Annotated in this window: 29 protein-coding genes; 14 read left to right on the top strand and 15 right to left on the bottom strand. The window is 67.9% G+C overall.

Annotated features, from left to right (window positions below; genetic code table 11):
- Positions 1-30 precede the first annotated feature (30 nt).
- On the top strand, positions 31-819 hold the full coding sequence (locus JOF56_RS55420) for a DUF72 domain-containing protein (RefSeq protein ID WP_209649081.1): 789 nt from the start codon (positions 31-33) through the stop codon (positions 817-819).
- Positions 820-945: 126 nt separating this feature from the next.
- Positions 946-1,311, top strand: a complete 366-nt coding sequence (locus JOF56_RS55425; RefSeq protein WP_209647546.1) for a peptidase inhibitor family I36 protein — start codon at positions 946-948, stop codon at positions 1,309-1,311.
- A gap of 8 nt (positions 1,312-1,319) precedes the next feature.
- On the opposite strand, the gene JOF56_RS55430 is transcribed toward JOF56_RS55425, so the two are convergent.
- The 3 genes from JOF56_RS55430 to dxs form a co-directional block, all read right to left on the bottom strand.
- A complete protein-coding gene (locus JOF56_RS55430; protein WP_307855726.1) occupies positions 1,320-2,447 on the bottom strand; it encodes a sensor histidine kinase in 1,128 nt (375 codons plus the stop codon).
- A gap of 75 nt (positions 2,448-2,522) precedes the next feature.
- Positions 2,523-3,212 (bottom strand): response regulator transcription factor, encoded by a 690-nt coding sequence (locus JOF56_RS55435; RefSeq protein WP_209647547.1) that lies wholly within the window; start codon positions 3,210-3,212, stop codon positions 2,523-2,525.
- 3 nt (positions 3,213-3,215) lie between these two features.
- Positions 3,216-5,132, bottom strand: a complete 1,917-nt coding sequence (gene dxs / locus JOF56_RS55440; RefSeq protein ID WP_209647548.1) for a 1-deoxy-D-xylulose-5-phosphate synthase — start codon at positions 5,130-5,132, stop codon at positions 3,216-3,218.
- 194 nt (positions 5,133-5,326) lie between these two features.
- On the opposite strand from dxs, the gene JOF56_RS55445 reads away from it, so the two are divergent.
- The 3 genes from JOF56_RS55445 (at position 5,327) to JOF56_RS55455 (ending at position 8,336) form a co-directional block, all read left to right on the top strand.
- Positions 5,327-6,262, top strand: a complete 936-nt coding sequence (locus JOF56_RS55445; protein WP_209647549.1) for a hypothetical protein — start codon at positions 5,327-5,329, stop codon at positions 6,260-6,262.
- A gap of 115 nt (positions 6,263-6,377) precedes the next feature.
- Positions 6,378-6,806, top strand: coding sequence for a hypothetical protein (locus JOF56_RS55450; protein ID WP_209647550.1), 429 nt, complete (start codon positions 6,378-6,380; stop codon positions 6,804-6,806).
- Positions 6,807-6,860: 54 nt separating this feature from the next.
- Positions 6,861-8,336, top strand: coding sequence for an aldehyde dehydrogenase family protein (locus JOF56_RS55455; protein WP_209647551.1), 1,476 nt, complete (start codon positions 6,861-6,863; stop codon positions 8,334-8,336).
- On the opposite strand, the gene JOF56_RS55460 is transcribed toward JOF56_RS55455, so the two are convergent.
- Positions 8,320-9,561 carry a class I SAM-dependent RNA methyltransferase gene (locus tag JOF56_RS55460; RefSeq protein WP_209647552.1) on the bottom strand — a complete coding sequence of 414 codons (1,242 nt, stop codon included), beginning with the start codon at positions 9,559-9,561 and terminating at the stop codon, positions 8,320-8,322. The genes JOF56_RS55455 and JOF56_RS55460 overlap by 17 nt on opposite strands.
- Positions 9,558-11,561 carry an APC family permease gene (locus tag JOF56_RS55465; protein WP_209647553.1) on the bottom strand — a complete coding sequence of 668 codons (2,004 nt, stop codon included), beginning with the start codon at positions 11,559-11,561 and terminating at the stop codon, positions 9,558-9,560. Before JOF56_RS55465 ends, JOF56_RS55460 begins: the two co-directional genes overlap by 4 nt.
- A 93-nt stretch (positions 11,562-11,654) precedes the next feature.
- Between JOF56_RS55465 and JOF56_RS55470 the strand changes: the two genes are divergently transcribed.
- The 3 genes from JOF56_RS55470 to JOF56_RS55480 are packed head-to-tail and all read left to right on the top strand — an operon-like array spanning position 11,655 to position 13,567.
- Positions 11,655-12,320 (top strand): potassium channel family protein, encoded by a 666-nt coding sequence (locus JOF56_RS55470; RefSeq protein ID WP_209647554.1) that lies wholly within the window; start codon positions 11,655-11,657, stop codon positions 12,318-12,320.
- Positions 12,320-12,976, top strand: coding sequence for a potassium channel family protein (locus JOF56_RS55475; RefSeq protein WP_209647555.1), 657 nt, complete (start codon positions 12,320-12,322; stop codon positions 12,974-12,976). Before JOF56_RS55470 ends, JOF56_RS55475 begins: the two co-directional genes overlap by 1 nt.
- A gap of 18 nt (positions 12,977-12,994) precedes the next feature.
- On the top strand, positions 12,995-13,567 hold the full coding sequence (locus JOF56_RS55480) for a GNAT family N-acetyltransferase (RefSeq protein WP_209647556.1): 573 nt from the start codon (positions 12,995-12,997) through the stop codon (positions 13,565-13,567).
- Here the strand turns inward: JOF56_RS55480 and JOF56_RS55485 are convergent.
- On the bottom strand, positions 13,544-14,242 hold the full coding sequence (locus tag JOF56_RS55485; protein WP_209647557.1) for a helix-turn-helix domain-containing protein: 699 nt from the start codon (positions 14,240-14,242) through the stop codon (positions 13,544-13,546). The genes JOF56_RS55480 and JOF56_RS55485 overlap by 24 nt on opposite strands.
- A 60-nt stretch (positions 14,243-14,302) precedes the next feature.
- Between JOF56_RS55485 and JOF56_RS55490 the strand changes: the two genes are divergently transcribed.
- Positions 14,303-15,139 carry an SDR family oxidoreductase gene (locus tag JOF56_RS55490; protein ID WP_209647558.1) on the top strand — a complete coding sequence of 279 codons (837 nt, stop codon included), beginning with the start codon at positions 14,303-14,305 and terminating at the stop codon, positions 15,137-15,139.
- On the opposite strand, the gene JOF56_RS55495 is transcribed toward JOF56_RS55490, so the two are convergent.
- The 5 genes from JOF56_RS55495 to JOF56_RS55515 all read right to left on the bottom strand — a co-directional run bounded on the left by JOF56_RS55495 (position 15,136) and on the right by JOF56_RS55515 (position 19,731).
- The gene (locus JOF56_RS55495) at positions 15,136-15,762 is read right to left on the bottom strand and encodes a response regulator (RefSeq protein ID WP_209649083.1); all 627 of its coding nucleotides are present in this window, start codon (positions 15,760-15,762) and stop codon (positions 15,136-15,138) included. The genes JOF56_RS55490 and JOF56_RS55495 overlap by 4 nt on opposite strands.
- Complete coding sequence (locus JOF56_RS55500; protein WP_209647559.1) at positions 15,762-16,697, bottom strand: sensor histidine kinase; 936 nt, start codon at positions 16,695-16,697, stop codon at positions 15,762-15,764. Before JOF56_RS55500 ends, JOF56_RS55495 begins: the two co-directional genes overlap by 1 nt.
- A 10-nt stretch (positions 16,698-16,707) precedes the next feature.
- Positions 16,708-18,558: a peroxidase family protein gene (locus JOF56_RS55505; protein ID WP_209647560.1), complete on the bottom strand. Its 1,851-nt coding sequence runs from the start codon at positions 18,556-18,558 to the stop codon at positions 16,708-16,710.
- A 67-nt stretch (positions 18,559-18,625) separates the two neighbouring features.
- Complete coding sequence (locus JOF56_RS55510; RefSeq protein ID WP_209647561.1) at positions 18,626-19,354, bottom strand: DUF3159 domain-containing protein; 729 nt, start codon at positions 19,352-19,354, stop codon at positions 18,626-18,628.
- Positions 19,351-19,731 (bottom strand): OB-fold nucleic acid binding domain-containing protein, encoded by a 381-nt coding sequence (locus tag JOF56_RS55515; protein ID WP_209647562.1) that lies wholly within the window; start codon positions 19,729-19,731, stop codon positions 19,351-19,353. The genes JOF56_RS55510 and JOF56_RS55515 overlap by 4 nt, the downstream gene beginning before the upstream one ends.
- A 187-nt stretch (positions 19,732-19,918) precedes the next feature.
- On the opposite strand from JOF56_RS55515, the gene JOF56_RS55520 reads away from it, so the two are divergent.
- The 3 genes from JOF56_RS55520 (at position 19,919) to JOF56_RS55530 (ending at position 22,539) form a co-directional block, all read left to right on the top strand.
- The gene (locus JOF56_RS55520) at positions 19,919-20,566 is read left to right on the top strand and encodes an alpha/beta fold hydrolase (protein ID WP_307855727.1); all 648 of its coding nucleotides are present in this window, start codon (positions 19,919-19,921) and stop codon (positions 20,564-20,566) included.
- Positions 20,567-20,665: 99 nt separating this feature from the next.
- On the top strand, positions 20,666-21,436 hold the full coding sequence (locus JOF56_RS55525; RefSeq protein ID WP_209647563.1) for a bestrophin-like domain: 771 nt from the start codon (positions 20,666-20,668) through the stop codon (positions 21,434-21,436).
- Positions 21,436-22,539 (top strand): DUF6923 family protein, encoded by a 1,104-nt coding sequence (locus tag JOF56_RS55530; RefSeq protein ID WP_209647564.1) that lies wholly within the window; start codon positions 21,436-21,438, stop codon positions 22,537-22,539. Before JOF56_RS55525 ends, JOF56_RS55530 begins: the two co-directional genes overlap by 1 nt.
- Here JOF56_RS55530 and JOF56_RS55535 read toward each other — a convergent pair.
- The 3 genes from JOF56_RS55535 to dut all read right to left on the bottom strand — a co-directional run bounded on the left by JOF56_RS55535 (position 22,536) and on the right by dut (position 24,367).
- Entirely contained in the window at positions 22,536-23,177 is a 642-nt protein-coding gene (locus JOF56_RS55535) for a LysE family translocator (protein ID WP_209647565.1), read from the bottom strand. The two genes, JOF56_RS55530 and JOF56_RS55535, sit on opposite strands and share 4 nt — an antisense overlap.
- A gap of 72 nt (positions 23,178-23,249) precedes the next feature.
- A complete protein-coding gene (locus tag JOF56_RS55540) occupies positions 23,250-23,888 on the bottom strand; it encodes a DUF3710 domain-containing protein (protein WP_209647566.1) in 639 nt (212 codons plus the stop codon).
- Positions 23,888-24,367, bottom strand: coding sequence for a dUTP diphosphatase (gene dut, locus JOF56_RS55545; RefSeq protein ID WP_209647567.1), 480 nt, complete (start codon positions 24,365-24,367; stop codon positions 23,888-23,890). The genes JOF56_RS55540 and dut overlap by 1 nt, the downstream gene beginning before the upstream one ends.
- Before the next feature lie 24 nt (positions 24,368-24,391).
- Here dut and JOF56_RS55550 point away from each other — a divergent pair, with 24 nt between their 5' ends.
- Complete coding sequence (locus tag JOF56_RS55550) at positions 24,392-24,868, top strand: DUF3093 domain-containing protein (RefSeq protein WP_209647568.1); 477 nt, start codon at positions 24,392-24,394, stop codon at positions 24,866-24,868.
- A 51-nt stretch (positions 24,869-24,919) separates the two neighbouring features.
- Here JOF56_RS55550 and JOF56_RS55555 read toward each other — a convergent pair whose 3' ends face one another.
- On the bottom strand, positions 24,920-25,228 hold the full coding sequence (locus tag JOF56_RS55555) for a DUF4193 domain-containing protein (protein ID WP_033391377.1): 309 nt from the start codon (positions 25,226-25,228) through the stop codon (positions 24,920-24,922).
- 487 nt (positions 25,229-25,715) lie between these two features.
- Between JOF56_RS55555 and cei the strand changes: the two genes are divergently transcribed.
- Positions 25,716-26,423 carry an envelope integrity protein Cei gene (cei, locus tag JOF56_RS55560; RefSeq protein WP_307855728.1) on the top strand — a complete coding sequence of 236 codons (708 nt, stop codon included), beginning with the start codon at positions 25,716-25,718 and terminating at the stop codon, positions 26,421-26,423.
- Positions 26,424-26,538 lie beyond the last annotated feature (115 nt).

Below are 26,538 nucleotides of genomic sequence, written 5' to 3' on the forward strand. Positions count from 1 at the left end.
CCAGGCGGGTACCCACGACCTGTGATCCGGATCGGGACATCGGGGTGGTTGTACCCGCCTTGGCGTGGTGTGTTCTATCCGAAAGGGCTGCCGCACCGGCGGGAGCTGGAGTACATCTCGCGCAAGGTCGACTCGGTGGAGATCAACGGGTCGTTCTACTCGTTGCAGCGGCCGTCGAGCTATCAGCGGTGGGCGGCCGAGACGCCGGACGACTTCCTGTTCGCGGTGAAGGGTGGCCGGTTCATCACGCATATGAAGCGGCTGAAGGATGTCGGGACTCCGTTGGCCAACTTCTTCGCGTCCGGGGTGCTGGCGCTCGGGGCCAAGCTCGGGCCGGTGCTGTGGCAGTTTCCGGGGAACTTCCCGTTCGATGCCGAGCTTTTCGCGCAGTTCTTCGATTTACTGCCGCACAGCACTGTGGCCGCGGCGGAGCTTGCCGAGGGACATGACGAGCGGCTTGACGGTCGTTCATGGACAGCCGTGGACGGCAATCGGCCTGTCCTGCATGCCATCGAGGTTCGCCATCCCAGCTTTTCCGATCCTGCGTTCACCAAGTTGTTGCGGGAACAGGGTATTGCCGTTGTCGCCGCGGATACTGCGGGGAAGTTTCCATACTTCGATGATGTGACAGCCGATTTCGCCTACGTTCGGTTGCATGGCGATGTCGAGTTGTATGCCAGTGGTTATTCCGATGAGGCGTTGGACCGGTGGGCCGCCAAAATCCGCCAGTGGGGCACCGATACTTATGTCTACTTCGACAATGACATCAAGGTGAAGGCTCCGGGGGATGCCATCGCTCTGCGTCAGCGGCTCACCTGATCGAGACGCCGGAGACACGATCGGGTGGTCCGGACCGAAAAAACCGGACAACAGCCCCCCGGACGCGGGAACCTGGACGCAGCGCAGCCACGGGGGTGGCTGCCCACGAAACCAGGGGAATCACACATGTCGAAGTTTGTTCAGCGCGCCGTTTTCACCGCTCTGCTGCTCGCCGCGACCACTTTCGCCTTCGCTCCAGCCGCTTCCGCCGATGCCGGGGTCAAGTGCGACCGAGGCGAGTTCTGCGCCTGGGCCAAGGAGAACTACGGCGGCACTGTCCTGAGACTCAACTTGGAGACGGCCAATCCGGGCGAGTGTGTGCCGTTGGGTGGCCTTGTCGCGCGCTCGCTCGCCAACCGGCTCACCAAGGATGTCACTGTCTACCAAGGGGAAACGTGCTCGACCGAGGCTGAGTTCACCACATATCCCAAGGGCGGCACGTATGTTCCCGACTCCCCCTTCGTCGTGAGAGCGATCCAGATATGGGCGTAGACGCCGGCTCACGGCTTTACTGGGAGATGCACGGTCACCGACAGGCCGCCGTCCGCGACTGGATAGGCGCTCACCTGGCCATGGTGAGCGACCACCACCGCGCGGACGATGGACAGCCCCAGCCCGGTGCCGGTCTGGGCGGTTCGATCCACTCCCCCGCGCCGGAACGGCTCGAATAGTTCACCGACCCGGGTGGCGTCGATCAGGGCGCCGGACGAACTCACCCGGAGCGTCGCCCACTCCGGAGTCGCGGAGGTACGAACGTCAATCCACCCGCCGTCGACGTTGTGGCGCACGGCGTTCTCCAGCAAGTTGCCGGCAACCCGTTCCAGCAGGGCGGGATCGCCGACGGCCGGAGCCGGAGCCGCGTGGAACGTCGGGGTGATACCGCGCGGCTCAGCCTCAGCACGGACGCCACGCCACGCAGTGGCGACCGTACTGGCCAGGTCGACGGGCTCGCGGACACCCAAACCCATGCCGTCGGTGCGGGCCAGCAACAGCAATGCCTCGACGAGTTGGCCTGAACGCAAGGTCGCCGCACGGACCACGCCGGCCATCCGGCGGAGCTCGGCGACGTCGGCGTCCGGGTCGGCGAGGGTGACGTCGAGCTCCGTGCGGATCACCGCCAGCGGAGTGCGCAGCTCATGGCTGGCGTTGGCCACAAACCGGCGCTGTGACTCGAACGCGGCCTGCAGACGGGCCAGCATGGCGTCGAAGGTGTCAGCCAGCTCCGCGAGCTCGTCACGCGGGCCCTCATAGGCAATGCGCGAACTCAGCGACTCCGCGGACAGCCTGCGCGCAGTCCCGGTGACCTCCCGCAGAGGTCGCAGAATCCGTCCGGTCAACGTCCACGAAAGGAGAGCAGCCGCGGCAACCACACACGCGAACGCGATCGAACCGTAAAGCAGGATGCGCTGCCTGACGTCATCCCGCAGAACCTTCGCGAACTCGGACGCCTCGACCTGCGTGCCGTTCACGACAATGGGTGTGTCCGCCGGCAACGTCGGCACTGCCCCGACGGCGTCGCCGGCCAGCATCCAGCCGAGCCAGAGCAGCATGGCGCTCACGGCCGCCGCCAGCCCGGTGGCCAGGAGCGTGATGCGGACCCGGAGCGACAGCCCGCGGCGCGTGCTCACGACTGCGGGCTGGGTGCGTCGTGGCCGGACTGCCGCAGGCTCGGCCGTACCGCCCGGGTGGTGGCCAGCACCTGGTCACCCGTCTTCGGCGGCGGTGGCGACACCGGCTACCGGGACGCGGTAGCCGGAACCGACCACGGTGTCGATGAGGCCGGGTTCGCCGAGTTTCTTGCGCAAGGTCATCACGGTCACGCGGACTGTGGTGGTGAAGGGATCGGCGTTCTCGTCCCAGACGCGCTCGAGCAGTTCCTCGCTGCTGACCACGGATCCACCGGCGGCCAGCAGGACTTCGAGGACACCGAACTCCTTGCGGGTCAGCTCGACCGGGCGGCCCGCCCGGCTGACGGTGCGCTTGGCCGGGTCGAGCTCGAGGTCGCCGACGGTCAGAACAGGCGGCGTAGCCGGGGTGGCGCGCCGGGCCAGGGCGCGTACCCGCGCGACCAGCTCGGGGAACGCGAACGGCTTGGCCAGGTAGTCGTCCGCGCCGAGGGACAGGCCCTCGACGCGGTCCTCGACCGTGCCGCTGGCGGTCAGCATGAGCACGCGGGTGAGCGCGCCGGAGGAGACGATCTCCCGGCACAGCTCGTCGCCGGACATGCCCGGCAGGTCACGGTCGAGCACGATCACGTCGTAGCGCGTGATCGTGGACTTCTCGTGGCCCGCGTCGCCGTCGAGCGCCACGTCGACGGCCATGCCCTCACGGCGCAGGCCGCGCGCGATCGCGTCGGCCAGCGCCTCTTCGTCCTCGACTACCAGAACTCGCACTTGTCAGTCCTTCGTGGACGCTCTGACTTCGGCCGCGGTGGGCTCGCCCAGCCGTCCCGCAGCCCACTCGGTGACCTTCCTGGCGACGTCCTGGGCCGTGAGGCCGAGGTCGGCCAGCACCTCGGCACGGGTGCCGTGGTCGTGGAACCGCTGCGGCACACCGAGGTCCCGCACGGGAACGTCCACTTCGGCATCCCGCATCGCGGCGGCGAGCGCCCAGCCGAAACCGCCGTGCCTGCCGCCGTCCTCGACCGTCACGACCATCCGGTGGCGCGCGGCCAACGTGACCAGCTCGGCAGGCACGGGAGTGACCCAGCGCGGGTCCACGACCGTGACGCCGATCCCCTGGTCGGCCAGCCGTTCCGCGGCCGCCAGGCCAAGCTCGGCGAACACTCCCACGCCGACGAGCAGGATGTCGTCGCTCTCGGTCGGCCTGCGCAGGATGTCGACGCCGCCGACCCGCTCCAGCGCCGGAATCTCCGGCCCCACAGCGGCTTTGGGGAACCGCAGCACAGTCGGGCCGTCGTTCACGTCGGTCGCTTCACGCAGCAACTCCGACAGCGACCTGGCGTCACGCGGCGCGCACACCCGGATGCCCGGAATCGTGCCCAGGATCGAGATGTCCCACATGCCATGGTGGCTCGCACCGTCCGGGCCGGTGATGCCCGCACGGTCCAGCACCACGGTGACCGGCTGCTTGTGCAGCGCGACGTCCATCAGCAACTGGTCGAACGCCCGGTTCAGGAACGTCGCGTACACGGCGACCACCGGGTGCAGGCCGCCCATGGCGAGACCCGCGGCCGAGGTGAGCGCGTGCTGCTCGGCGATACCCACGTCGAAGCAACGCGACGGGAACCGTGCGGCGAACTTGTCCAGGCCGGTCGGGCCGAGCATCGCGGCGGTGATCGCCACGATGTCCTCGCGGTCCGCGCCGAGCCGCACCAGCTCCTCGGAGAACACCGAGGACCAGGTCGCCTTCTTCGGCTTGACCGGCTCACCCGTGACCGGATCCATCACGTCGATGCCGTGCATCTGGTCGGCTTCGTGGTTCTCCGCGGGGGCGTAGCCGTTGCCCTTGCGCGTGGCCGCGTGCACGACGACAGGGCCGCCGTACTCCTTGGCCCGGCGCAGCGCGGCCTCCATCGCGTGCACGTCGTGCCCGTCGACCGGGCCGACGTACTTCAGGCCCAGGTCTTCGAACATCATCTGCGGGCTCAGCGCGTCCTTGATACCGCGCTTGGCCGCGTGCAGCGCCGCGTAGATCGGCTTGCCGACCACAGGCGTGTTCTGCAGCACACGACGGCCGCCTTCGAGCGCCTTCTCGTAGCCGGGCTGCAGCCGCAACGACGCAAGGTGATCCGCCAGACCGCCGATGGTCGGCGCGTACGAACGGCCGTTGTCATTCACAACAATCACAACCGGACGCGTGCGGTCGGCGGCGATGTTGTTCAACGCCTCCCAGCACATGCCGCCGGTGAGAGCGCCATCACCCACGACGGCCACCACGTGCCGCCGCTGCTGGCGCAGCTGGAACGCCTTCGCCAAGCCGTCGGCATAGGACAGTGCCGTCGAGGCGTGGCTGTTCTCCACCAAGTCGTGTTCGCTCTCGGCCCGCGACGGGTACCCCGACATGCCTCCGCGCTGACGCAGCGTGTCGAAGCCCTCCCGGCGACCGGTCACGATCTTGTGCACATAGCTCTGGTGACCTGTGTCGAAGACGATCGCGTCACTCGGCGAGTCGAACACCCGGTGCACCGCGAGAGTCAGCTCGACCACACCCAGGTTGGGGCCGAGATGCCCGCCGGTCTTGGCCACCTTGTCCACGAGGAACGCCCGGATCTCACCGGCGAGACGGGTCACCTCCTCGTCGGTGAGGCGCTTCAAGTCGGTCGGTCCGTGCAGGTTCTCCAGCAGAGTCACTGCTTCCACCTCGTCTGAGTCGCTCCACTCCGTACTCGTGTGCCCGGCTTCCCGCCGAACCGGCTTCCAGCCAGTCTACGGACGCTTCGCCCATGCGGCCCGGGCGGCACGTTCCTGGGTGAACGTGGCGTTCGGCGAGGGTCACAAGTTGTAAAGTCCTCGCAGGAACGCGAAGGTCAGGGAGGACCCGGGGGATGAGCGTGCCAGCACAGGATCCGCAACAGCTGATCAAGAGAATCGGCCGTGCGCTGCTGGGGGCGGCGCCGCCGAACTGGAAGCAGATCCGGGTGGAGTACCGCTCGGCCGGCCGGCACATCGAGGCCGACGTCGTGGTGACCGCCGACGACGAGCAGCACTACCCGATCCGCCCGCCGATGGACGTGGTCGAACTGCTCGGCGAGCTGCGCGCCCTGATGTACCGCCCAGGCCGCGGCACCTGGATGTCGGGCCGCTACGTGCTGGACCACCCATCGAAGTACAACGCGGAATTCGAACCGGACATCGAACCCCGCTGGCGCCGCGTGCCGCCGCCGATCGGCTTCCAGGACGAACTGCGCCGTTTCCCACGTGAGGATGCCCACATCCCCGAGTGGCTACGCACCCGCGCAGGCCTGCCACCCCTCGCCGAACCCACCCCCACTCCCCCGTCCGGCATCCCGCAACCAGAGGGAGCGCCAAGCCCAGCAGCACCCCCACCCAGCGGACCTCTGCCACACCCAGGCCACACGCCACCCGGACGAATCCCCCAATCGCTCGAAGGCTGGCCGGCGCAGGAAACGACCGCCCCGCCACCGAACACACCTCCTGGCGGGATCCCGCTCGCCGTCGGCGAAGGCCCAGGAGCCGACCCACATCCCAGCCGCACTCCGCCCGGCCAATTCCCCCCATCATTCGAAGGGCGGCAGGCAGGGCTCACTCCGGCAGAAGCAACCTCCGGCCCACCACCGCACACGCCTCCCAGCGGACTGCCGGAGCCACCGCAAAGCCGACCGGCAGAGCACAACCAGCCCGGCGGAGTCCCGTTTCCACAGCAGGGCGCGGCACTGACACACACGCCACCTGCTGGAATGCCGATCCCCTCGTGGGGCGCACCGCCTGAGGAGGGCGCAACACCTCCTGAGCGGCCGTAGCGGCGTCGGCTGCGCGTGCCGCCGAGGTTGTAGACCGGGTGGGTGCTTGCCGGGATGGGTGGGCTGGCGGAAGATCTTGGGATTGGGTTTCGCCGGGAGATTTGAGGGTGCGGGCTTGTTCCGGATCGCGACTCGCGTCCAGGCGCGGGTAACGCATCTCAGGGCGGCGGGTGGGGAGGTCTACTCGCTGGAGCGGCATGAGGTCGAGCCTGCGGTGGTCGCGGTCAAGTGCTGGCAGTGCGGGGCGACGGTGGCCATTTATGCCGCGTCACGCAGGGATGTGGCGCGGGAGCGGCGGACTTACCTCATCCGGGCCGTGCTCACCGCGGCTATCACTTTGGCGTTAGCTCTGCTCGTGATGTGGGCGTTTCGGGCGGGAGCGGGCACTGTCGGGACTTTTCTGCTGATCGGCGGGCTTGTCACGGCCTGGCTGACGCTGGCGAATCTGGGGCATGCCGCGTTGAGCCAGGAATGCGGGGTCACCTACGAGACCGTTGAGGGCAGTGCGGTCTTTCACGAGGCCGAATTCGGGTATGGCAGCTGAAACGGGCTTGTCACGTAGGGTGTGTGTGCCCGCGACAAGATCGGAGTGCTGCTGATGGCGGAGCTGTTCATCGGTGGAGAGTGGGTGTCCGCGCTGGGCGGTGGCACGCGGGAGATCCGGTGCCCGGCCGACGGGTCCCTGGTGGCCACGGTCGACGAGGCCGACGGCACGGACACCGAGGCCGCGATCGAGGCCGCGCGGATCGCCTTCGACAGCGGGCCGTGGCCGTCGACACCCGCCAGCGACCGCGGTGATCTGCTGCTGGGGGTCGCCGATCTGATCACGCGGGACGTGGCCGCGTATGCCCGCGCCGAGTCGCTGGACACCGGCAAACGTTTGGTGGAGAGCGAATACGACATGGCGGACGTCGCCGCCTGCTTCCGCTACTTCGGCAAGCTCGCCGCCAACGAGTCCGGCCGGATCGTGGACGCGGGCCGCCCGGATGTCGCGAGCCGGATCGTCCACGAGCCGGTCGGTGTGTGCGGGCTGATCACGCCTTGGAATTACCCGTTGCTGCAGGCGGTGTGGAAGGTCGCGCCGGCGCTGGCGGCGGGCAACACGTTCGTGCTCAAGCCGAGTGAGCTCACGCCGAGTACCGCGATCATGCTGATGCGCACGCTGCAGGAAGCCGGTCTGCCCGACGGCGTCGCCAATCTTGTGCTGGGCGCGGGCGCGCAGGCCGGGGCGCCGCTGTCGGAGCACCCGGACGTCGATCTCGTCTCGTTCACCGGCGGGCTCGAAACCGGTACCAGGATCGCCGCCACGGCAGCGAAAACCGTCAAGAAGGTCGCGCTCGAACTCGGCGGCAAGAACCCGAACATCGTGTTCGCCGACGCGGACTTCGAGACCGCCGTGGACTACGCGATCACCGCTGTCTTCCTGCACTCGGGCCAGGTCTGTTCGGCGGGGGCGCGGCTGATCGTGCAGAACGAGCTGCATGACGAGTTCGTGGACGAGATCGTGCGCCGCACCGAGCAGATCAGGCTGGGCGGCCCGTTCGACCCGCAGGCCGAGACCGGGCCGCTGATCTCCGCGGCACACCTGGAGAAGATCGAGCACTACGTCGCCATGGCCATGACCGAGGGCGCGACCCTGCGTACGGGTGGCTGGCGCCCTGAGGACGAGCGCCTCAAGGACGGCTTCTACTACCTGCCGACCGTGCTCGACGACGTCAAGCAGGGCAGCTACGCGGTGCGTGAGGAAGCGTTCGGTCCCGTCCTGACGGTCGAACGGTTCACCGACGAGGACGACGCGATCCGTATCGCGAACGACACGCAGTACGGCCTAGCAGGCGGCGTATTCACCAAGGACGGCGACAAAGCTCAGCGCGTCGCCGCGCGGCTGCGGCACGGCACCATCTGGATCAACGACTACCACCCGTATCTGCCGCAGGCGGAGTGGGGCGGGTTCAAACGGTCCGGTGTCGGCCGTGAGCTCGGCCGGGCTGGCCTGGCCGAGTACCAGGAGGCCAAGCACATCTATCAGAACCTGCGGCCCGGCCCGCAGTACTGGTTCAAGCGCCCGGAGTGAGCAGCGCGACGGCCTCGACGTGGTGTGTCATCGGGAACGCGTCGAACGCCCGGACCAGCTCAAGCCGGTACCCGTGCTGCAGGAACCGGGCGACGTCGCGGCCCAGCGCCGCGGGGTCGCAGGCTACGTAGATCACCCGTGCGGGCCGCCGGGCCGCGATCTGGTCGACCACCTCGTGCCCGGCGCCTGTCCGTGGCGGATCCAGCACGACCACCTCGGGGTCGGGCCCTTCCAGCTTGTCCCGCTCGAGCGCGCCCTCGACAGGCAACGCGAGCACCTTGACCTGCGTGAGGTCGGAGAGCATGCGCGTAGCGTCCGACGCTGCCTGGATGTACTCGACAGCCCACACGAGGCCGGACGACCCGACCTGCTCGGCGAGCACCGACGCGAACAATCCGACTCCGCTGTACAGGTCCCACGCGCACGCCCCCGGCGACGCTTCTGCCCACTCGGCGACGACGCCTGCGAGCGTGTCGGCGGCAGCGGGGTGGATCTGCCAGAAGTTGTACGCGTCGAAGTCCCAGTGCCGACCGGCCGCGAACTCCGACGCCGACCCGTCCCCGGTGAGGTAGGCACGCGTGATCGGAGAACGGCGACGGCCGTAGCCCGGCGACGGCTTGCTGACCTGACGGACGTTGATCCGGCCCGCGCCGTCCCGCACCATCTCCAGTTCGCTGCCGGGTTTGAACTCCTGCCCGGCCACGGATTCGACCAGGCCGGGCACGGTGATCGGGCAGTGCCCCACCGGAACCACAGTGTGGCTGCGATGCGCCCGGAACCCGGGAATGCCGTCCCGGTCGACGGCCATCCGGATGCGGGTACGCCACTCCAGCAAGCCGCCCGTCAGCTCCTCGACCACGACGGGGACGTCCGTACCTGTCGCCTTGGCCAGATGCTCGGCGACAACGGAGGCCTTCAGCTGACGCTGCGCCTCGCCGGACGCGTGCTGCCAGTCGCACCCGCCGCAACTGCCGGGCGCGGCGAGCGGGCACGGCGGTTCGACACGGTCCGGCGACGCGGTGATGATCTCAACGGCGTCACCACGGCAGAACGAGCCGCCCTTGTCCTCGGTCACCTGCACGATCACACGCTCGCCGGGCAGCGCGTGCCGCACGAAGACCACACGGCCCTCGTACCGGGCCACGCAGTGCCCGCCATGTGCGACGGGGCCGACCTCAACGTCGAGCCGACGGCCGCGCCAGTCGAGTTTCGCCTTGGTGGTCACTGTTTCTCGTCCTCGCCGTGCAGTCCACGCCGGACAGAGCCAGGCGCGATCACGGCCTTGTCGTGGACCTTGGCCGAGGAGGCGAGCTGCCACGGCACGCTGGTGACCATCACGCCAGGCTGGAACAGCAGCCGGCCCTTGAGCCGCAACGCGCTCTGGTTGTGCAGGAAGTGCTCCCACCACCGGCCGACGACGTACTCCGGGATGAACACCGTCACCACGTCGCGGGGGTTCTTGGAACGCATCCGTTTCACGTAGTCCAGCACGGGTTTGGTGATCTCGCGGTAGGGCGACTCGATCACCTTCAGCGGGATCTTGAACCCGTTGGACTCCCACTCGGCCACCAGTATCCGGGTGTCCCGATCGTCCACATTGACCGTTACCGCTTCGAGCACGTCTGGCCGCGTCGCCTTGGCGTACGCCAACGCGCGCCGGGTCGGCAGGTGCAGTTTGGACACGAGCACGATCGCGTGGTTGCGCGACGGCATGACCGTCGGGCGGCCTTCCTCGGCCTCGCGGAGCTCGTCGGCGACCCGGTCGTAGTGCTTCTTGATCCCGGTCATCAGCGCGAAGATCGCTGTCATCGCCGCGATCGCGATCCACGCGCCAACCAGGAACTTGGTGATCAGCACGATCACCAGCACGGTCCCGGTCATCGCCAGGCCGAACGCGTTGATCGCCTGCGAGCGCCGCATCCGGTGCCGCACGCTCTGGTCGGTCTCGTTGCGCAGCAACCGGTTCCAGTGCCGGATCATGCCGCTTTGGCTCAGTGTGAAAGAAACGAACACACCGACGGTGTACAGCGGGATCAGTTTGGTCGGATCCGCGTCGAACGCCACCACGAGCAGGATCGCGAACCCGGCCAGAAAGACGATGCCGTTGGAGAACGCCAACCGGTCGCCGCGGGTGTGCAGCTGACGCGGCAGGTAGCGGTCCTGCGCGAGGATCGAGCCGAGCACCGGGAAACCGTTGAACGCGGTGTTCGCGGCCAGCACGAGGATCAGCGCGGTGAACACGATGACGAAGAAGTAACCGACCGGGAAGTCGGAGAACACCGCCTGCGAGAGCTGCGCGATCACGGTCTGCTGCTCGTATCCGGGCGGTGCGTTGACCAGCTGGGTCGCCGGGTGCTCGGCGAGCACCACGCCCGTTTGCTGCGCGAGGAAGATGACGCCCATGAACATCGTCACCGAGATCACGCCCAGCATCAGCAGCGTGGTGGCGGCGTTGTGGGACTTCGGCTTGCGGAACGCCGGAACACCGTTGCTGATCGCCTCGACACCGGTCAGCGCCGCGCAGCCCTGGGTGAACGCGCGCAGCACCAGGAAGACGAACGCGAAGCCGACCAAGTGGTCGTTCTCCGCGTGCAGTTCCAGCCCGGCGCTGGCGGCCCGGACGTCGTCGCCGAGCACCAGGGTCCGGAAGAAGCCCCAGCCGAGCATCACGAAGATGCCGATCATGAACGCGTAGGTCGGGATCGCGAATGCCGTCCCCGACTCGCGGATGCCCCGCAGGTTCATCGCCGTCAGCAGCACGATGGCCACCACCGCGAAGAGCACCTTGTTGGAGGCGATCCACGGGACCAGCGCACCCAGGTTCTCCGCGGCGGACGAAATGGACACGGCAACCGTCAGCACGTAGTCCACCAGCAACGCGCTGGCCACCGTGACACCGGCCTTCGGCCCCAGGTTGACGGTGGCGACCTCGTAGTCACCGCCGCCGCTCGGGTAGGCGTGCACGTTCTGGCGGTAGCTCATGACGACCGCGAGGAGCACGATGACGACTACGGCACCCACCCATGGTGCGTAGACGAACGAGGCGATCCCGGCGATGCTGAGGGTCAGGAAGATCTCCTGCGGCGCGTACGCCACGCTGGACAGGGCATCCGAAGCGAAGACCGGCAAGGCGACACGTTTGGGCAGCAGCGTGTGCCCCAGGCTGTCGCTGCGAAACGGCCGGCCTACGACGAGGCGCTTCGCCGCGGTTGAGAACTTGGACACGGGATCAAAGGGTATGCGCCTGCGTCACCCGGGCGGAGCACCGGACGGTAGGTTCTTGGCCGACGGCTCGAAAGATCTTCTAGGAGGCAGGTCGTGCACGTCGTGATCATGGGCTGCGGCCGGGTCGGGTCGTCGCTCGCGGCCGCCCTGGAACGCCTCGGCCACAGCGTGGCCGTCATCGACAAGGACGTGCAGGCTTTCCGCAGGCTGGGGCAGGATTTCCACGGCTCGCAGGTGGTCGGTACCGGATTCGACCGGACCGTGCTGATCAAGGCCGGGATCGAGCGCGCGGGTGCCTTCGCGGCAGTGTCCAGTGGCGACAACTCCAACATCATCTCCGCGCGTGTCGCGCGGGAGACCTTCGGCGTCGAGCACGTCGTGGCGCGGATCTACGACCACAAGCGCGCCGAGGTGTACGAGCGCCTGGGCATCCCGACCGTCGCGACCGTCCCCTGGACAACGGACCGTTTCCTGCGGACGCTGCTGCCTGACGGCGTGGCGTCGGCGTGGCGTGAGCCCTCTGGCAAGGTCGCCGTCCTGCAGCTGCCGGTACACGAGTCGTGGGCCGGCAAGCGCGTGAGCGCCCTGGAAGAGGCCACCAGCTGCCGGGTCGCGTTCATGATGCGCTTCGGCACCCCCGTACTCCCGAACGCGAAGACGGTCGTGCAGGCCGATGACGTGATTTACGTCGCTGCGCTGTCCGGCACTGTCAGCGACATCACCAACGCGGCGGCGCAGCCACCGGAGGAGGATCACTGATGCGGGTCGCGATCGCTGGGGCGGGCGCCGTCGGCCGGTCCATCGCCGCCGAGCTGGTGGCCAACGGGCACCAGGTGATGCTGATCGAGCGGCAGGCGGCCCAGTTCGAGCCGCACACGGTCGAGCAGGCCGAGTGGGTGCTGGCCGACGCCTGTGAGCTGTCCTCGCTCGAGGACGCCGGCATGCAGTTGTGTGACGTCGTTATCGCCGCGACCGGGGACGACAAGGTCAACCTGGTGGTGTCCCTGCTGGCCAAGACCGAGTTCGCGGTACGCCGCGTGGTGGCTCGGGTCAACGACCCGGCCAACGAATGGCTTTTCACCGAGGCCTGGGGCGTCGACGTCGCGGTGTCCACTCCGCGCATCCTCGCCGCGATGGTCGAGGAGGCGGTCAGCGTCGGCGATGTGGTGCAGCTGCTCACGTTGCGTCAGGGCCAGGCCAATCTCGTCGAGATGACGCTGCCGGAGGACACACCGCTGGCGGGCAAGCCGGTCAGCGACATCACCCTGCCCAAGGACGCGGCGCTGGTGACGATCCTGCGGGGCGGGCGGGTGATCGTGCCGCAGCCCGAAGACACGTTCGAACCCGGCGACGAGCTGCTGTTCGTCGCGGCCGCCAGCGTGGAACACGAAATTCGGACGGCGCTGGGCTATTGATCGGATAGTGTCGGCCGGGTGTTCGACCCTGGACTGCCCATTGAGACCGAACGCCTCCAGCTGCGCCTGTGCGTCCCCGAGGACATCGACGCCCTGTACGACATCAGGTCACGGCCGGACGTCAACCGGTACCTCTACACCGCGGCCATGACCCGCGAGGAGGTCCAGGCAAAGCTGGACGAGCGGATCAGCAAGTACTCCAAGCTCGTCGAACCCGGCGACTCGCTGGTGCTCGCGATCGTGCGCAAGGACACCGGCCGGATGATCGGCGACGTGTCGTTCAACTGGCTGCCGGGCGAGCACCAGCAGGTCGAGATCGGCTACGTGCTGCATCCCGACCACCACGGCCAGGGTTTCGCCAGCGAGGCCGCCCGGCCGTTGCTGCCCCTGGCGTTCGAGGGCCTCAAGGCGCACCGCGTGACCGGCCGGCTCGACGGCCGCAACACGGCGTCCGCACGCGTGCTGGCCAAACTCGGCATGCGCCAGGAAGCCCATTTCCGCGAGAACGAGTTCGTCAAGGGCGAGTGGACCGACGAGATCGTGTACGCCATCCTCGCGAGCGAATGGTCAGCAAACCGAGTCGGCAGGTAGGTCCCCGGCCAGGTAACGGCTGAGCGGAACGCCCATGGTGGCGCGGAATTCCGCGGTCATGTGCGACTGGTCGTAGTAGCCGCTGCCGATGGCGAGCTGAGCGCCCTTCTGAGTCCCTACTTGGGAAAGCACCTTCCGCACGCGATTGAGCTGAACGAAGCGCTTGGGCGAGACCCCTACTGCGCCGGTGAACAACGTGCGTAGATGGCGTTCGCTGACGTGCAGCCGTCGCGCTGTCTCAGGCAGGCGCTCCTGCGACAGCCACCGCGTCGCTTCATGGACGAGAGCACTGCTCGGATCCTCGGTCACACGCTCGGACAAGGCGTTCTCGATGAGCCCGACAGCGTTGGCCGGGTCGGCGATCAGGGCGTCGTGCAGCCGGTCGCCTTCCTTGCCCCACAGGTCGCCCAGCGGCACGACCTGATCGGTGAGCTCGCTGACGGGCACACCTGTGAACGTGCGCGCCCAGCCGGGCCGGAACTGGGCGTTCACCGTCAGCAGCGAGTCCTTGCGGGGGAAGTACGCGGCGTGTGTCCGCGGCCCCATCACCAGCAGCCGGGTGACGCCCTCGGGCAGCACAGCGAAGATCAACGACGTGCTCGTGCTGGGCAACCGGGTCAGGGTCTGCTCGTCGCCGGTGCGTTCGCACGCCGTCCGGATGTCCCAGGGCTTCACGTCATCGAGGTTAGCCGAATCTTCCTATGTCCTGTTCGGACCGGTTGGCACGCTGGAAGCATGATTCTGGTTACCGGTGCCACCGGCACCATCGGCAGGACCCTGCTGCGACTGTTGACCGAGCGAGACGTCCCGGTGCGGGCGATGTCCCGTACGCCGGAACGGATTCCGGCAGGCATACAGGTGGTTCAGGGCGACTACGAGGATCCGGACTCGCTGCGCAAGGCGGTCGACGGCGTGGACGCGGTGTTCCTGGTGTCCGCGCCCGGCGCGACGATTCCCCGGTACGACTTGGCTTTGCTGGATGTCGCGGGCGATGCCGGCAAACTCGTGAAGATCTCGGCGATGAAGACCGGCGACTTCGGCTTCAGGGCCACCAGTGCGTGGCATCTGCCTGGGGAGCAGGCGATCCAGGACAGCGACCGGGAATGGACCATCCTGCGGCCGTCGGTGTTCGCCTCGAATTCCCTGGCCTGGGTACCGCAGATCAAAGCAGGAGAAGCGATTCCGACGTACTACGGCGACGGCGGCGCGGGTGTGGTCGACCCACGCGACATCGCCGCCGTCGCAGTCGAAGCGCTTCTCACCAGTGATCACAACAAGCAGATCTACACACTGACCGGGAGTGAGATCCTCAGCGTCGCGGACCAGGCTGCCCACCTGGGCAAGCTTCTCGGCAAGTCGTTGCAGGTCATCGACGTCCCGTCCGACCAGATGCGCGCCGGGATGCTCGCCCAGGGCATGGACAATGACGCGGCCGACCTCGCGGTCGAAGGCTACGAGGCGGTCCGCAGCGGGGCCGCCGCCTTCGTGACCGACGACGTGACAAGGGTTCTGGGCCGGGCGCCCCGCACGTTCCAGCAATGGGCCCAGGATCACAAGGAACTGTTCGGCTAGATCAAGCGGCGGTCGGTGGCCCAGCGGGTCAGCTCGCGGCGGTTGGACAGCCGGAGCTTGCGCATCACCGCCGCGGCATGGGTTTCGACCGTTCTGGCCGAAATGGACAGCCGGGTTCCCGCTTCCTTGTAGGTGTATCCGGCGGCCACCAGGCGGAGAACGTCTCGTTCCCGCCTGGTGAGCAGGTCCAGCTCCGGATCCAGGCCAGGTGCCTCGCCGTGGAATGCCGCCAGTACGAAACCCGCCAGCCGGGGCGAGAAGTACGCGTCACCGGCGTGCACTCGCGTGATGGCCTCGCACAGATCGGCACCGGAGATCGCCTTGGTGACGTATCCGTGCGCGCCACCACGGATCACCGCGATCACATCCTCCGCGGCGTCGGACACCGACAGGGCGAGGAAGCGGATTCCCGGGTGGCTGGGCGTGATCGCTGCCAGCACCGCGCGCCCGCCGCCGTCCGGCAAGTGCACGTCCAGCAACACAAGATCCGGCACCAGGGCCTGAATGCCGGTGACGGCCTCGGCGACCGTGGCGGCCTCGCCGACGATGTCCACCACGTCACCGATCTCGGCCCGGACACCGGACCGGACCAGCTTGTGGTCGTCGACGACAAAAACCCGGATCACACCGGCATCCTCAGCTCGACCTCGGTTCCTTCGCCTGCCGCCGACCGGATCTCGGCACTGCCACCGTGCTGGCGCATCCGGCCGGTGATGGACGCCGCCATCCCGTGTCCATTATGGACATCTTGACTGAAGCCGCACCCACGGTCCTTCACGAGCGCGAACACCTCGCCATCGGAGACCTCGACCAACGCTGAGACACGTTGCACGCCAGAGTGTTTCGCGGCATTGGTCAACGCCTCGCGCAGCGCGCCGACCATCGCGTGCGCCGGTCCGGACATCGGACAGTCACCGACCAGCACCAGCTCCACGGTCACCGCGAACCGGTCTTCGACCTCGTCGGTCACCGCGGTCACCGCCGAGACGAGCTGGTCGGCGGTCGAGGGCTTGCCGAAAAGCCAGGCCCTCAGCTCCCGTTCGGTGCTGCGGGCCAGCCTTCTGACCTCCGGCTCGCTGGTCTGCTTGTGTATCAACGTCAACGACTGCAGGACCGAGTCATGCAGATGCGCGGCCATCGAGGCCCGCTCCTCCGCGCGGATCCGGGCAGTGCGTTCCCTGGTCACCATCAGAAAGATCCACGGCAGGATCACCGCGCCGAGCAACGCCAACGCACCCGCGGTGAAGATCGTGAGCATCGCGAAGACCGACGCGGTCTCCTGATCACCGATCACCGTCAACGTCACGACCACCCCGCCGATCGCGACTGTCATGGTGACGCGGCCCACCGCGCGGAACTGGCGGCCGGCGTCCCGGTCACGGCCGAGCCGGCCGGCGACCAGCCGTGTCCACGGCACGACCGCCAGCCCCACCACGCCCAGCACCAGCACGATCACCACCGGCAGACTGGGCCGCGAGGTGTACCTGATCGCCCAGACCAGCACGAACAAGGCCGCGATGCCCGCGCATCCGGTGATGATCAACAGGCGTGGCCGCATGCGCTCTCCTTTACGGGCAGGTGCACCGGAAAACGTTGGCGGCCAGGCCACCACGCGGCACATCGGTGTTGCGGGCGATCACGTCGCCGAGATTCTGCCGGTAGTCGACACCGTAGCGGTGGCGGATCGTGGTCAGCACCGGGTCGTTGTCGTAGAAGAACCTGTTGCCGTCCCGCAACGCCTCGAACTGGCGCTGCCAGATCGTCGTCTGCAGTTCGCCGAACTCACGGCCCGGCAGCGGCGGCTCGGCGACCATGCCCGTGAACGCGTCCACGGCACCGACATCACCGTAGATCGCCTTCAACCGGGCGGCCAGCGGGGTGCGGCGCTCACCGGTCACGGCGTTCTCGCTGCCTGACGCGACCACACGGCCCGAGGAATCCCGCAGCCGCACGAAGTCCAGCGAGTCGGGATCGTTGATCTCGTTGCCAGGCGTGAGTTCCGGATCGACGGGAAACGCCTCGCTGTTCTCCCCTGTGATCGCCCGGAAGGACGGCTTGGACGCCAGCCCATATGCCGCACGGAGTTGCTGATAGCTGGGCATGCCGTGGTCCCGGCCGCGTTCGACGTCGATCGCTGTGATGTCGAAGACCGCGGTCAGGCCCTGGGCCTTCAGGGGGACGCTGCGGACCAGCTCACCCATCTGCTCATCGGTCCTGGCGGCCGCGTAGCCGCCGAGGCCTTGCAGCACACCTCCGAGCTGGACTCCGTCGAGCAGGTCGGGGTTGAACACCGCGACCCCGGCCGGGATCGTGATCGCCACGGAGTTCCCTGCCACAGTCACGACAGCGCCCTTGGCGCGCAGCGCATCCAGTTGTTCCGGGGTGTACCGGCCCGCCGGGACCTTCAACCGGATGTCATCGTGGATCAGGCTGTGCGCGCCTCGGTACCCGACGGTCGCGAACTCGTTGCCCAGGGTCGGATTCACCGACGGGTCGTAGCCGCGATAGGGCTTGAGATGCACGCCCAGCGTCGGCAGGAACTCCGTATAGGTGATGTACTGCTGGGTCGCGATTACGACGCGCCGGGCGATCTGGAACTTCACCTCTTCCGGTAGAGACTGCGGCAGCTTGTCCACGATCCGGTTGTGTTCCCGGGCGAACAGCGTCTGGACCGCCAGCAGACCGGTGTTCTCGTTGGCCCGGTGATCGCCGGCGACCATCGCCCGCTCACGCATGGCGCCGGTCGCGTCGTCCATCCCCGGCGCCTTGGCCGGGTCACCCCGTTCGCTCAGCCTGGGCAGCATTCCGCCGGGCAGCAACAGCTTCGCGCCGTTGTTGGTCATGTCGCCGTCGACCGGGCCCGCACGCATCCACTCGAGCCGATCGGCGGTTCCGTAGACCGCGAAGGCGTCGATGTACGAACCGAGCGCGTTCACCTGTTCGCGTGGTTTGTCAACACCAGTGCCCGCAACAGGCTTGCTCCGGCCGAACGGCACGAATCCGATGTCGCTGTGGAAGCGTTCCAAGGGATCGGCGTTGTCGTACGAGATGTTCTGCGGTGCGCCGGGCTGACCCACTCGTAGCCCGAAAGTGTGATCGACGAACTGCCCCCAGGTCGCCGCCCACTGACTCACCCCACGGCCGGACGACAACCGCTGGCCGGTGTTGTTGAAGACCCGATTGCTGATATTGCGCGGATTCGGCCCGCTCACCGGCGCGCCTACGCCATCGGTGTACCGGGCAGGCGCGACTCGCAAGTACGCCGCACCCGCGATGCCCCAGTCCGGGTGCGCCCTGTTGTTGCCTGTGCCATCCAGGCTTTGGTACTCGAAACCGGTGCTCGCCTCGGCCGTCGCGGGCACGAGCAAGCCGCCCACCACGACGACCGAGGCAAGAGCTCGGTTGGCTGATCTCCTCATGGATGTCAGCGTCGCGAACCACGTTCGCCCGCACATCCGGGTTCAGCCCGTGAAAATCCCGTAGGCCCTACGAGGGTTCTTGCGCGGGCGTGTCGTACTTCGCCCGCAATTCCTTCTCAGCCGTTTCGGCTTCCTGCTGCTCAGCGAGCTCTCTGGCCTTGTCGCGGCGATCCACTCGGCGTACGGCCCACACCGTGACGAGCAGCGCGACCGCGGTCAACGGGTAGCCCATGGCCAGCCTCGCGATGCCGAGAAGCGTGGTCTCGTCGGCGTTGTAGAGCCACTGCTGCACGATCACGCGCGAGGCGAAGACAAGCACCCAGAACGCCGTGGCCAGGTCGTAGTCCCGGACCGACCGCTTGTCCTTGCGCCAGCCGAAACCGTGCCCGTTCAGCGTCGACCAGATCGCGCCGACCAGGGGCCAGCGCGCGATGATCGAGATCAGGAACGCCGTGCCCAGCGCGCCGCTGACCCAGATCCCGTACAGGAAGAAGCCCTTGGCCTCACCGACGCGATAGGCGATGAACGCGGCGATCGCGACACCGAAGATGCCCGAGACCGCGGGCATCAGTGCTTCCTTGCGCACGATCCGCCAGATCGCGATCAGCACGGCGACGCCGATCGCGGCCCAGATCGCCGGGCCCATGCTGGCCGCCCAGTTGACGATCACGAACACCGCGACCGGGATCGAGGCCGAGATGAACCCGACCATCCCGCCCATCTGCTCCCACAGCGTCGGCATCGGCTTTTCGGTGGATTCTGCCTGCTCAGCCTGCTTGGGCGTGTCATCACTCATGTAGTCGTCTGCAGCTCGTAGTAGGGGTTGTAGAGGACTTTGCGGCCGTCCCGCACCGCGATCCGGCCCTTCGCCTTCACCGTCCTGCCCGGCTCGATGCCAGGAATACGACGTCGGCCGAGCCAGACTAATGTGACGCCCTCGGTTCCGTCGAACAGCTCCGCCTCCAGCGTGGCGACGGCGTCGCCCGGGGAGAGCTCGACGCTGCGCAGCCGGCCCAGCACGGTGACCTCCTGGCCGGAGCGGCAGTCGCACGCCTTCTGCGCGCCGCTGGCCTCGACATCGGCCGACAGGTCGTCGGCGTCCAGCTCCTCGACCTCACTGGTGAGTTTGCGGATCAGACGGCGCCAATATCCGTCCCCCTTGTCGACACCCATGCCTGCTCCTCATTGGTGGGATCGGCCCCGACTCCGACCCGTGCACAATCAGCGTAACCGTAGACAGGAGGCCGGAACCGTGTCAGTACGCCAACGTGAGGCGACGGTTGGGCGTTCCCGTACGGACACGATTCAGACCGCCGTTGTTTTGCCTGGAACAGCGTCCGATGAGGTTTTTGTCCGTTCAGTGTTCGAAGGTCCCCTTCGCAGCCTGGGTATCCGGTTGGTCACCCCGGCCCCCCAACCGGGACATCGCCTGGCCGAGGCCCATCTCGAGGCGGTGACCGAGGCAGCGCGTCAACCAGTGGTTGTCGGCGGGATATCGCTTGGCGCGCACCTGGCCGTGGAATGGGCGCTGGCCAATCCGCAGCGGTGCGCGGGCCTGCTGCTCGCCTTGCCTGCATGGAATGGGGCGCCCGGCGATGCACCCGCTGCCGTTTCCGCACGATTCAGCGCACAGGCGATCCGGGCGAACGGACTCGACGCGACACTCTCGGCCGTCGACGGCGAGCCGTGGCTTACCGCCGAATTGGAAAGGGCTTGGCGGCGCGCCGGCGACGGCCTGGCCGATTCGTTGGACGTCGCCGCGACACGTCCCGCGCCATTGCTCGCGGAACTGGCACACATCGCAGTCCCGACTGGAATCGCGGCCTGTTCCGACGACCCGGTCCATCCGCTCGCGGTCGCCGAACAATGGGCTTCGACAATTTCCGGCGCACAGTTGTGCACGACCACGCTGCGTGCGCTGGGCGACGATCGTGAATCGCTCGGCCGGGCCACTGTGCTGGCATGGCTCAAGGCTGGCGGACTCACGCGTTCGGAGCAGTCGCGCTAGCCTCCGTTGCTCCGAATCGGCGAACCACATGTGGTCTAAGAGTGGTAACCACGGCCGGAGCTTGCCGGGTGGCAAGCGATTGCCCCACCGTCACCCGCTGTGAGCATCTATGTGAGCGGCGCCTTCTGGATCATCGGCGCCGGTGTGACCGCCGCGCTCGTCGCGGCCCTGATCCACCGAGTCCCGGCCACCGCGGGCCTGCGGGACAACAACGAGGTCGCCGGTCAGGTGTTCACGATCGTCGCCGGGCTGCACGCGGTGCTGCTCGCGTTCGTGCTGATCTCCTTGTTCGACGGGGTGAGCGCAGCGCAGGACGACTCGCAACGGGAGGCCAACAACCTCGTCGCGGTGTCCTGGGCCGCGGACTCGTTACCCGACCCGACGAGCACCAAGGTCCGTCAGGTGACAGCCGCGTACTCCGACACCGTGGTCAGCAAGGAATGGCCGCAGATGAGCGCCACCGGCCAGGTCGAGAGCAGTCCGGGCTGGCAGCAGCTCGAGGAGCTGCGCAACGTGATCGCCAACGCCCCGACCGCGGCCGACGACACCTGGCAGGAAAGCCGTAAGGCGGCCGCGACCGACCAGTTGTGGGAGGTCTACCAGGCCCGGCAGGCCCGGCTGGACGCCGCGGCAGGCGGCGGCGTGAGCACGGTGGTGTGGTTCGCGTTGATCATCGGCAGCCTGATGTCGATGACTCTGATCTATCTGCACGGCGGCCCGAAAGTGCTGTCGCACGCGTTGATCTCGGGCACGCTGGCGTCGGCGATCACGTTGCTGCTGTTCGCGATCTACCAGTTGCAGAACCCGTTCAGCGGCGGCGCGGCAGTGGGCCCGGACGCGTTCCGCGCGGTGCTGGACCGGATGAGCTGATGCGGCTGCCCAGCCTTGGCCTGACCGCTTCGCTGGTGATGACCACCGGTTTGATCGGCGCGGTCCCGTCCGCGGCGGCCGACGGCGAATGCGACGCCTTCGAGGTGTACACCCCGAAACACGGCTCATCGTCCACTGTGGTCAGACTGTCGTTACCGGACGGCGGCGCCGGCGAGATCGGCCAGTTCGGCAACGAGCTCAACGCGATCGGTTACGCCGCAGGACAGAACCTGCTGTACGGCGTCTCGACCCGGTCTCAGGTAGTGACCATCGACCGGAGCGGCGAGGCGGTCGTCCGCGGGAAGGTGCACGGCATCGGCGACGCGACCGCGGGCGCCGTCTCCGGTTCGACGCTGTACCTGCGGGACGGGCCGAAGCTGATGTCACTGGACATCGACCCGGCCAGCCCGACCTATCTGCAGGTCACCAGGTGGAAGTGGCTGTCGTGGCTCGCCGACGTGGACGACTTCGACTTCGGCCCGGACGCGTTGCTGTACGGCGTGACCAGCGCGGGCATGGTCGTCAGCATCGACCCCGTGCGCGGGAAGGTCCGGGTCGTCGCCAAACCGAAAGCGTTGCCGCACGGGACCTACGGCGCAGTCCTGATGTCACCGGGCCGGATCCTGTACGCGATCAACAACCGTTCGCACGGCAAGAGCCGGCTGTACCGGATTGCCCTCAACGACCCGCAGACCGCGACAGAGGTCGCCGCTTTCCCTGCCGCGGACACGACGGACGCGGCCGGATGCCTGCCCGCGCCGAGGATTGAGGAACCACCGGCACCACCACCATCACCGCAGCCGCCTCCTCCCCCACCGCCACCGCCGCCGGCCACCCAGCGCCCGTCTCCGCCCGCAGCCCCACGACCGCCCGCACCCACGACCACGTCAGTTCAACCTGTGGTGCGCCAACCAGCGCCTGTGCCGCCGCCGATTCCCCCTACGTCCACGAACAAGCCGAAGAAGAGCCCACCACCGTCAATGCGTCCCGTGGCCGCACCGGTGAAACCCGACACCGAGAAGAAGCGCCGATGGGCCCTGACCACGATGGTGCTCATCCTCGGCGCGGGCGCGGCAGTCGCAGCGACCGTGCGCAACCGCTAGTTCTGCTCGGCGAACGCGAGCAGACCACCTAGCCCGATCATGGTCAGCCCGGTGCCGATCCGCTGGCGGATCCGCCACTTCGGGTTATCCCGCAGCTTGCCGCCGACGTACCCGGCGAAGACCGCGACGACGATGTCGACGATCACCGCCATGGCCACCGCGATCAGCCCGAGGACGGCGAACACCAGCGGCGCCGGGTCCCGTTCGGGATGCACGAAGTGCGGCAGCAGCGCGAGAAAGTACAACGCCGTCTTCGGGTTGAGCATCTCCGCGATCGCGCCCTGCACGATCACCGAGCGCTGCCTGCCGGGCTTCTTCTCGATCTTGTGGACGTCGGCGCCGTCGCTCCTGTCCCTGGCGAACAACGCCATCACACCGAGATAGACCAGATACGCCGCACCCACGAGCTTCACCACCGTGAACGCGGTCGCCGACGTGGCCAGCACCGCCGACAACCCGAACGCCGCCGCGACAACGTGCACACAGGCACCGATCCCGTTGCCCACCACAGACTGGATGCCCTCGGAACGCCCGCCGTTGAGGCTGCGCGCCAGCACGTAGAAGATCCCCGGCCCAGGCATGATCGCGAACAGGGTGGCTGTCCCCAGGAACACCAGCCACTCGGCGGAAGACGGCATCAGCCGAGACTACAAGATCAGGCGATGGTCTCCGGCCGGTTTTCCCGGCCGGAGACCATCGCCTGCGGACCATCAGTCGCCCTGGGCCTCGATGTGCTGAACGATCTCGGCCGGCAGTTCGATCGGCAACGGCTCCCGCACCGGGATCGGCGCCGTACCCCGCACCACGACCGTGCCACGCACCAGCGTGCGCAACCCGTGCGCGGCCTGAGCGGCCTGGTCCGGCGGACCGGCCACGACGCCACGCAGCATCCAGCGAGGGCCGTTCACACCGATGAACCGCAGCGACATCTCACCGAGGCTGGCCATCAGCTCCTGCCCCCACTCGCCGGTCGCACTGCGCACGGACGCGCCCGCGCCCTTCAGCTCCGCCGCCAGTTCGCCGCAGACCTCCTCCCACAGCCCGCCGGAGCGGGGTGCGGCGTAGGCGTTCAGCGTCATCTGACCGCCGGGCATCAGCACGTGGATCGCCTTGACCACGCCGGGCTGTTCCATTTCGACCTGCAGCTGCGCGCCGTCGGGCACAGGCAGCAGCAACGACCCCAGATCCAGCCGTGCGAGACCGTCGTCAGGCGTCTCCGACTCGTCGAACGGCCCGGACAGCGCCTCGAGGTCGCCTTGTGCGGGCTCGAACTCATCGGCCTGCTCGTAGTCCGGTTCCTCGGCCGGCAGGTCTTCCTCTTTGCCCCGCCGTCGCCCGAAAAGTGCCACTACTCCTCCGTCGTCTCGCGTACGGCCGCGAGTACCGCGTGCCCACCAGTCGACCCGTACCCGCCCGCCCCACGGGCCGAGTCACCCAGTTCTTCCACCTCTTGGAATACCGCATATTCGACTTTCTGAACGACCAGTTGAGCGATTCGGTCGCCGCGGCGCAGCCGGATCGGCTCGCGCAGGTCGTGGTTGATCAGGCAGATCCTGATCTCGCCCCGGTACCCGGAGTCGATCGTGCCGGGAGTGTTGACCACACTCAGCCCGGCCCGCGCGGCCAGACCGGACCGCGGATGCACGAAGGCCGCGTACCCGTCGGGCAGCGCGATCGCCACGCCGGTGCCGACCACCGCGCGCTCACCGGGCGCGATGTCGACGTCGGACGTGGTCACCAGATCGGCGCCGGCGTCGCCGGGACGGGCATAGGACGGGATGGGAACACCGGCGTCGAGCCGGGAAATCAGGACCTGCACGCTGGGCACGAGCGGCGAGACTACCCTGGCAGCGTGCCGGACACGTCTATCGCCCATTCCGAGCGGCTCTCTGTTGCCTGGTGGTTCTGGCCGTTGCCGCTGGCCGCCGCCGGATTGATGGCCGCCCAGGTCCACATGGGGTACCCGGGAGTGCGCAGCTGGCTGCCCTATGTCGTGCTCCTGCCGTTGGCCCTGTTCGTGCTGTTCTGGTCGGGCCGCTCGCGGGTCCGCGTGGCCGACGGCGAGCTGTGGGTGGGCGACGCGCATCTGCCGCTGGAGTTCGTCGGCGAGGTCGAGGTGCTGGGCGTGCACGAGAAGCGCCGGGCGCTGGGCCGTGACCTCGACCCGGCCGCGTTCGTACTGCACCGTGGCTTCATCTCCACGGCGCTGCGGGTGCAGCTCACTGACCCGGACGACCCGACGCCGTACTGGATTTTCAGCACGCGCTCGCCCGAGAAGGTGGCCGCGTTGCTGCGTGCGCACGCCAGCCAGACAACACCGGGTACCTGACCCCGTAAGGCCAGGTACCCGGAATCGGTTGTTGCTTCGCCTACACCGGAATCAAGCGCAGTCGCGGCAGACGTACAAGCCGTCGCGCTCCTCGGCGAGCCTGCTGCGGTGGTGAACCAGGAAGCAGTGCGAGCATGTGAACTCGTCAGCCTGCTTCGGGATCACCTTCACGGTCAGGTCTTCGCCGGAGAGCCCGGACAAGTCGGCACCGGGGAGCTCGAAATTCTCAGCGGTATCCGACTCGTCGACGTCGACAACACCGGACTGCGTCTCGTTGCGGCGCGCCTTCAACTCCTCAAGGGAGTCCTCGGCGAGGTCGTCGGCCTCGCTTCGGCGAGGAGCGTCGTAGTCGGTCGCCATCTTCTTTCACCCCTGCGGTCAAATCATCACCGATGCACTCGTGCCGCTGGTCAACGTTCCAGGGCCGAGTTTTGTGCCCGCCAATCGAGTGACGGACGTCTCGCCTGGTCGCGGTGGGATTCTTGGCCAACCGAATCGATTCGGCCGAGAGTCTTCGGCGACCGGAGCGCGCAGAGGGTAGCCCATCCCACGCCCATTCAGTCAACGCATCACCCGACCGGGTGTGTTCCCGATCCGGCCGGGCAGTCCATCTGGACACGTCCGGACCGGTTCCGCGGGGTGGCGGTGACGCGATTCGGACTTGCCGCCCAGGCCCCCGCGTGGTCCGATACCAGCGATGTCTCACTGTCCGCGATCATCGAATCGCGCCGGGCGACCACGGCACGCGGTGCTTGACCCGGTGCCCCCAGCCGGGCGGAAACGCCTAGGCTGATCAGCAGCAACATCGAACAGGGGAAAATCAGGCCGGTAACGGGAGGGCGGGCACGTGACGGCGGGGAGCTTCAACGGGGGTGAGCGGTCCCCCAGATACCGCAAGCGGCGGCCGCTCCCTGCGCTCATCATGCTGGCCTTACTGGGCCTAGGCGCGGCGATAGTCTGGCTGCAGATAGCAGGCGGCAAACCGGCAGTCACCGGCGTGCGCTGCGACCCAGGCACGCCCGCAACCGCGGCCGCCGGCGAACCACCCCCATCGACCCAGGCCCCAGTCGGCCAGCACGTGGAGCAGACCGGCCTGGACCAGAACGCCCCGGCACCCCCGGACCAAGTGGGTGTCCGAGTGCTCAACGCCAGCACCCAGCGCGGCGAGGCAGCCCTGGTGACGGAGAATCTGCGCCAGCTCGGCTTCACCCAGATCGCCGAACCAGGCGACGACCCCGTCTACCCGAACCGCGACATGTCCTGCCGCGGCCAGATCCGCTTCGGCCCCCAGGGAACAGCCGCGGCGAGAACCCTCAGCCTCCTGGACCCCTGCGCGGAGCTGGTCCGCGACAACAGGGAAGGCGCCGGCGTAGACCTGGTCATCGGCCAGAAGTTCGACGAACTGCCGATCAAAGCCGAAACCCGCCAAATCCTGCGCGTCCTCGCGGAATGGGGCGCCCAGCACCCACCCCAGACCGGCGGCCTGCAATCGGTCGAAGGCGGCCCCCAGCTCGATCCAGCCATGATCGAAGCCATCCGCAAAGCCCCCTGCTGAGAACCTCACGCTCACCGCACCAGGATCAGGCATCCCCCGCGGCGGCCCGGCCGATCCCCGCGAACCACCCCGGCTGCAAAGGCGCCTCCGGTACCTCAAGCAGGAGCACCCCGGT

Origin of the sequence: Kibdelosporangium banguiense, assembly GCF_017876405.1 — a bacterium.
In the GTDB taxonomy this organism is placed as follows: Bacteria; Actinomycetota; Actinomycetes; order Mycobacteriales; family Pseudonocardiaceae; genus Kibdelosporangium; species Kibdelosporangium banguiense.

What these genes read in the sequence shown, in the direction of transcription:
- JOF56_RS55490 (WP_209647558.1), top strand. Translation starts at nt 14,303, where the DNA reads ATGATTCTGGTTACCGGTGCCACCGGCACCATCGGCAGGACCCTGCTG.
- JOF56_RS55515 (WP_209647562.1), bottom strand. Translation starts at nt 19,731, where the DNA reads ATGGGTGTCGACAAGGGGGACGGATATTGGCGCCGTCTGATCCGCAAA.
- JOF56_RS55445 (WP_209647549.1), top strand. Translation starts at nt 5,327, where the DNA reads ATGAGCGTGCCAGCACAGGATCCGCAACAGCTGATCAAGAGAATCGGC.
- JOF56_RS55425 (WP_209647546.1), top strand. Translation starts at nt 946, where the DNA reads ATGTCGAAGTTTGTTCAGCGCGCCGTTTTCACCGCTCTGCTGCTCGCC.
- JOF56_RS55555 (WP_033391377.1), bottom strand. Translation starts at nt 25,228, where the DNA reads ATGGCGACCGACTACGACGCTCCTCGCCGAAGCGAGGCCGACGACCTC.
- JOF56_RS55505 (WP_209647560.1), bottom strand. Translation starts at nt 18,558, where the DNA reads ATGAGGAGATCAGCCAACCGAGCTCTTGCCTCGGTCGTCGTGGTGGGC.
- JOF56_RS55530 (WP_209647564.1), top strand. Translation starts at nt 21,436, where the DNA reads ATGCGGCTGCCCAGCCTTGGCCTGACCGCTTCGCTGGTGATGACCACC.
- JOF56_RS55535 (WP_209647565.1), bottom strand. Translation starts at nt 23,177, where the DNA reads ATGCCGTCTTCCGCCGAGTGGCTGGTGTTCCTGGGGACAGCCACCCTG.
- JOF56_RS55455 (WP_209647551.1), top strand. Translation starts at nt 6,861, where the DNA reads ATGGCGGAGCTGTTCATCGGTGGAGAGTGGGTGTCCGCGCTGGGCGGT.
- JOF56_RS55500 (WP_209647559.1), bottom strand. Translation starts at nt 16,697, where the DNA reads ATGCGGCCACGCCTGTTGATCATCACCGGATGCGCGGGCATCGCGGCC.
- JOF56_RS55510 (WP_209647561.1), bottom strand. Translation starts at nt 19,354, where the DNA reads ATGAGTGATGACACGCCCAAGCAGGCTGAGCAGGCAGAATCCACCGAA.
- JOF56_RS55475 (WP_209647555.1), top strand. Translation starts at nt 12,320, where the DNA reads ATGCGGGTCGCGATCGCTGGGGCGGGCGCCGTCGGCCGGTCCATCGCC.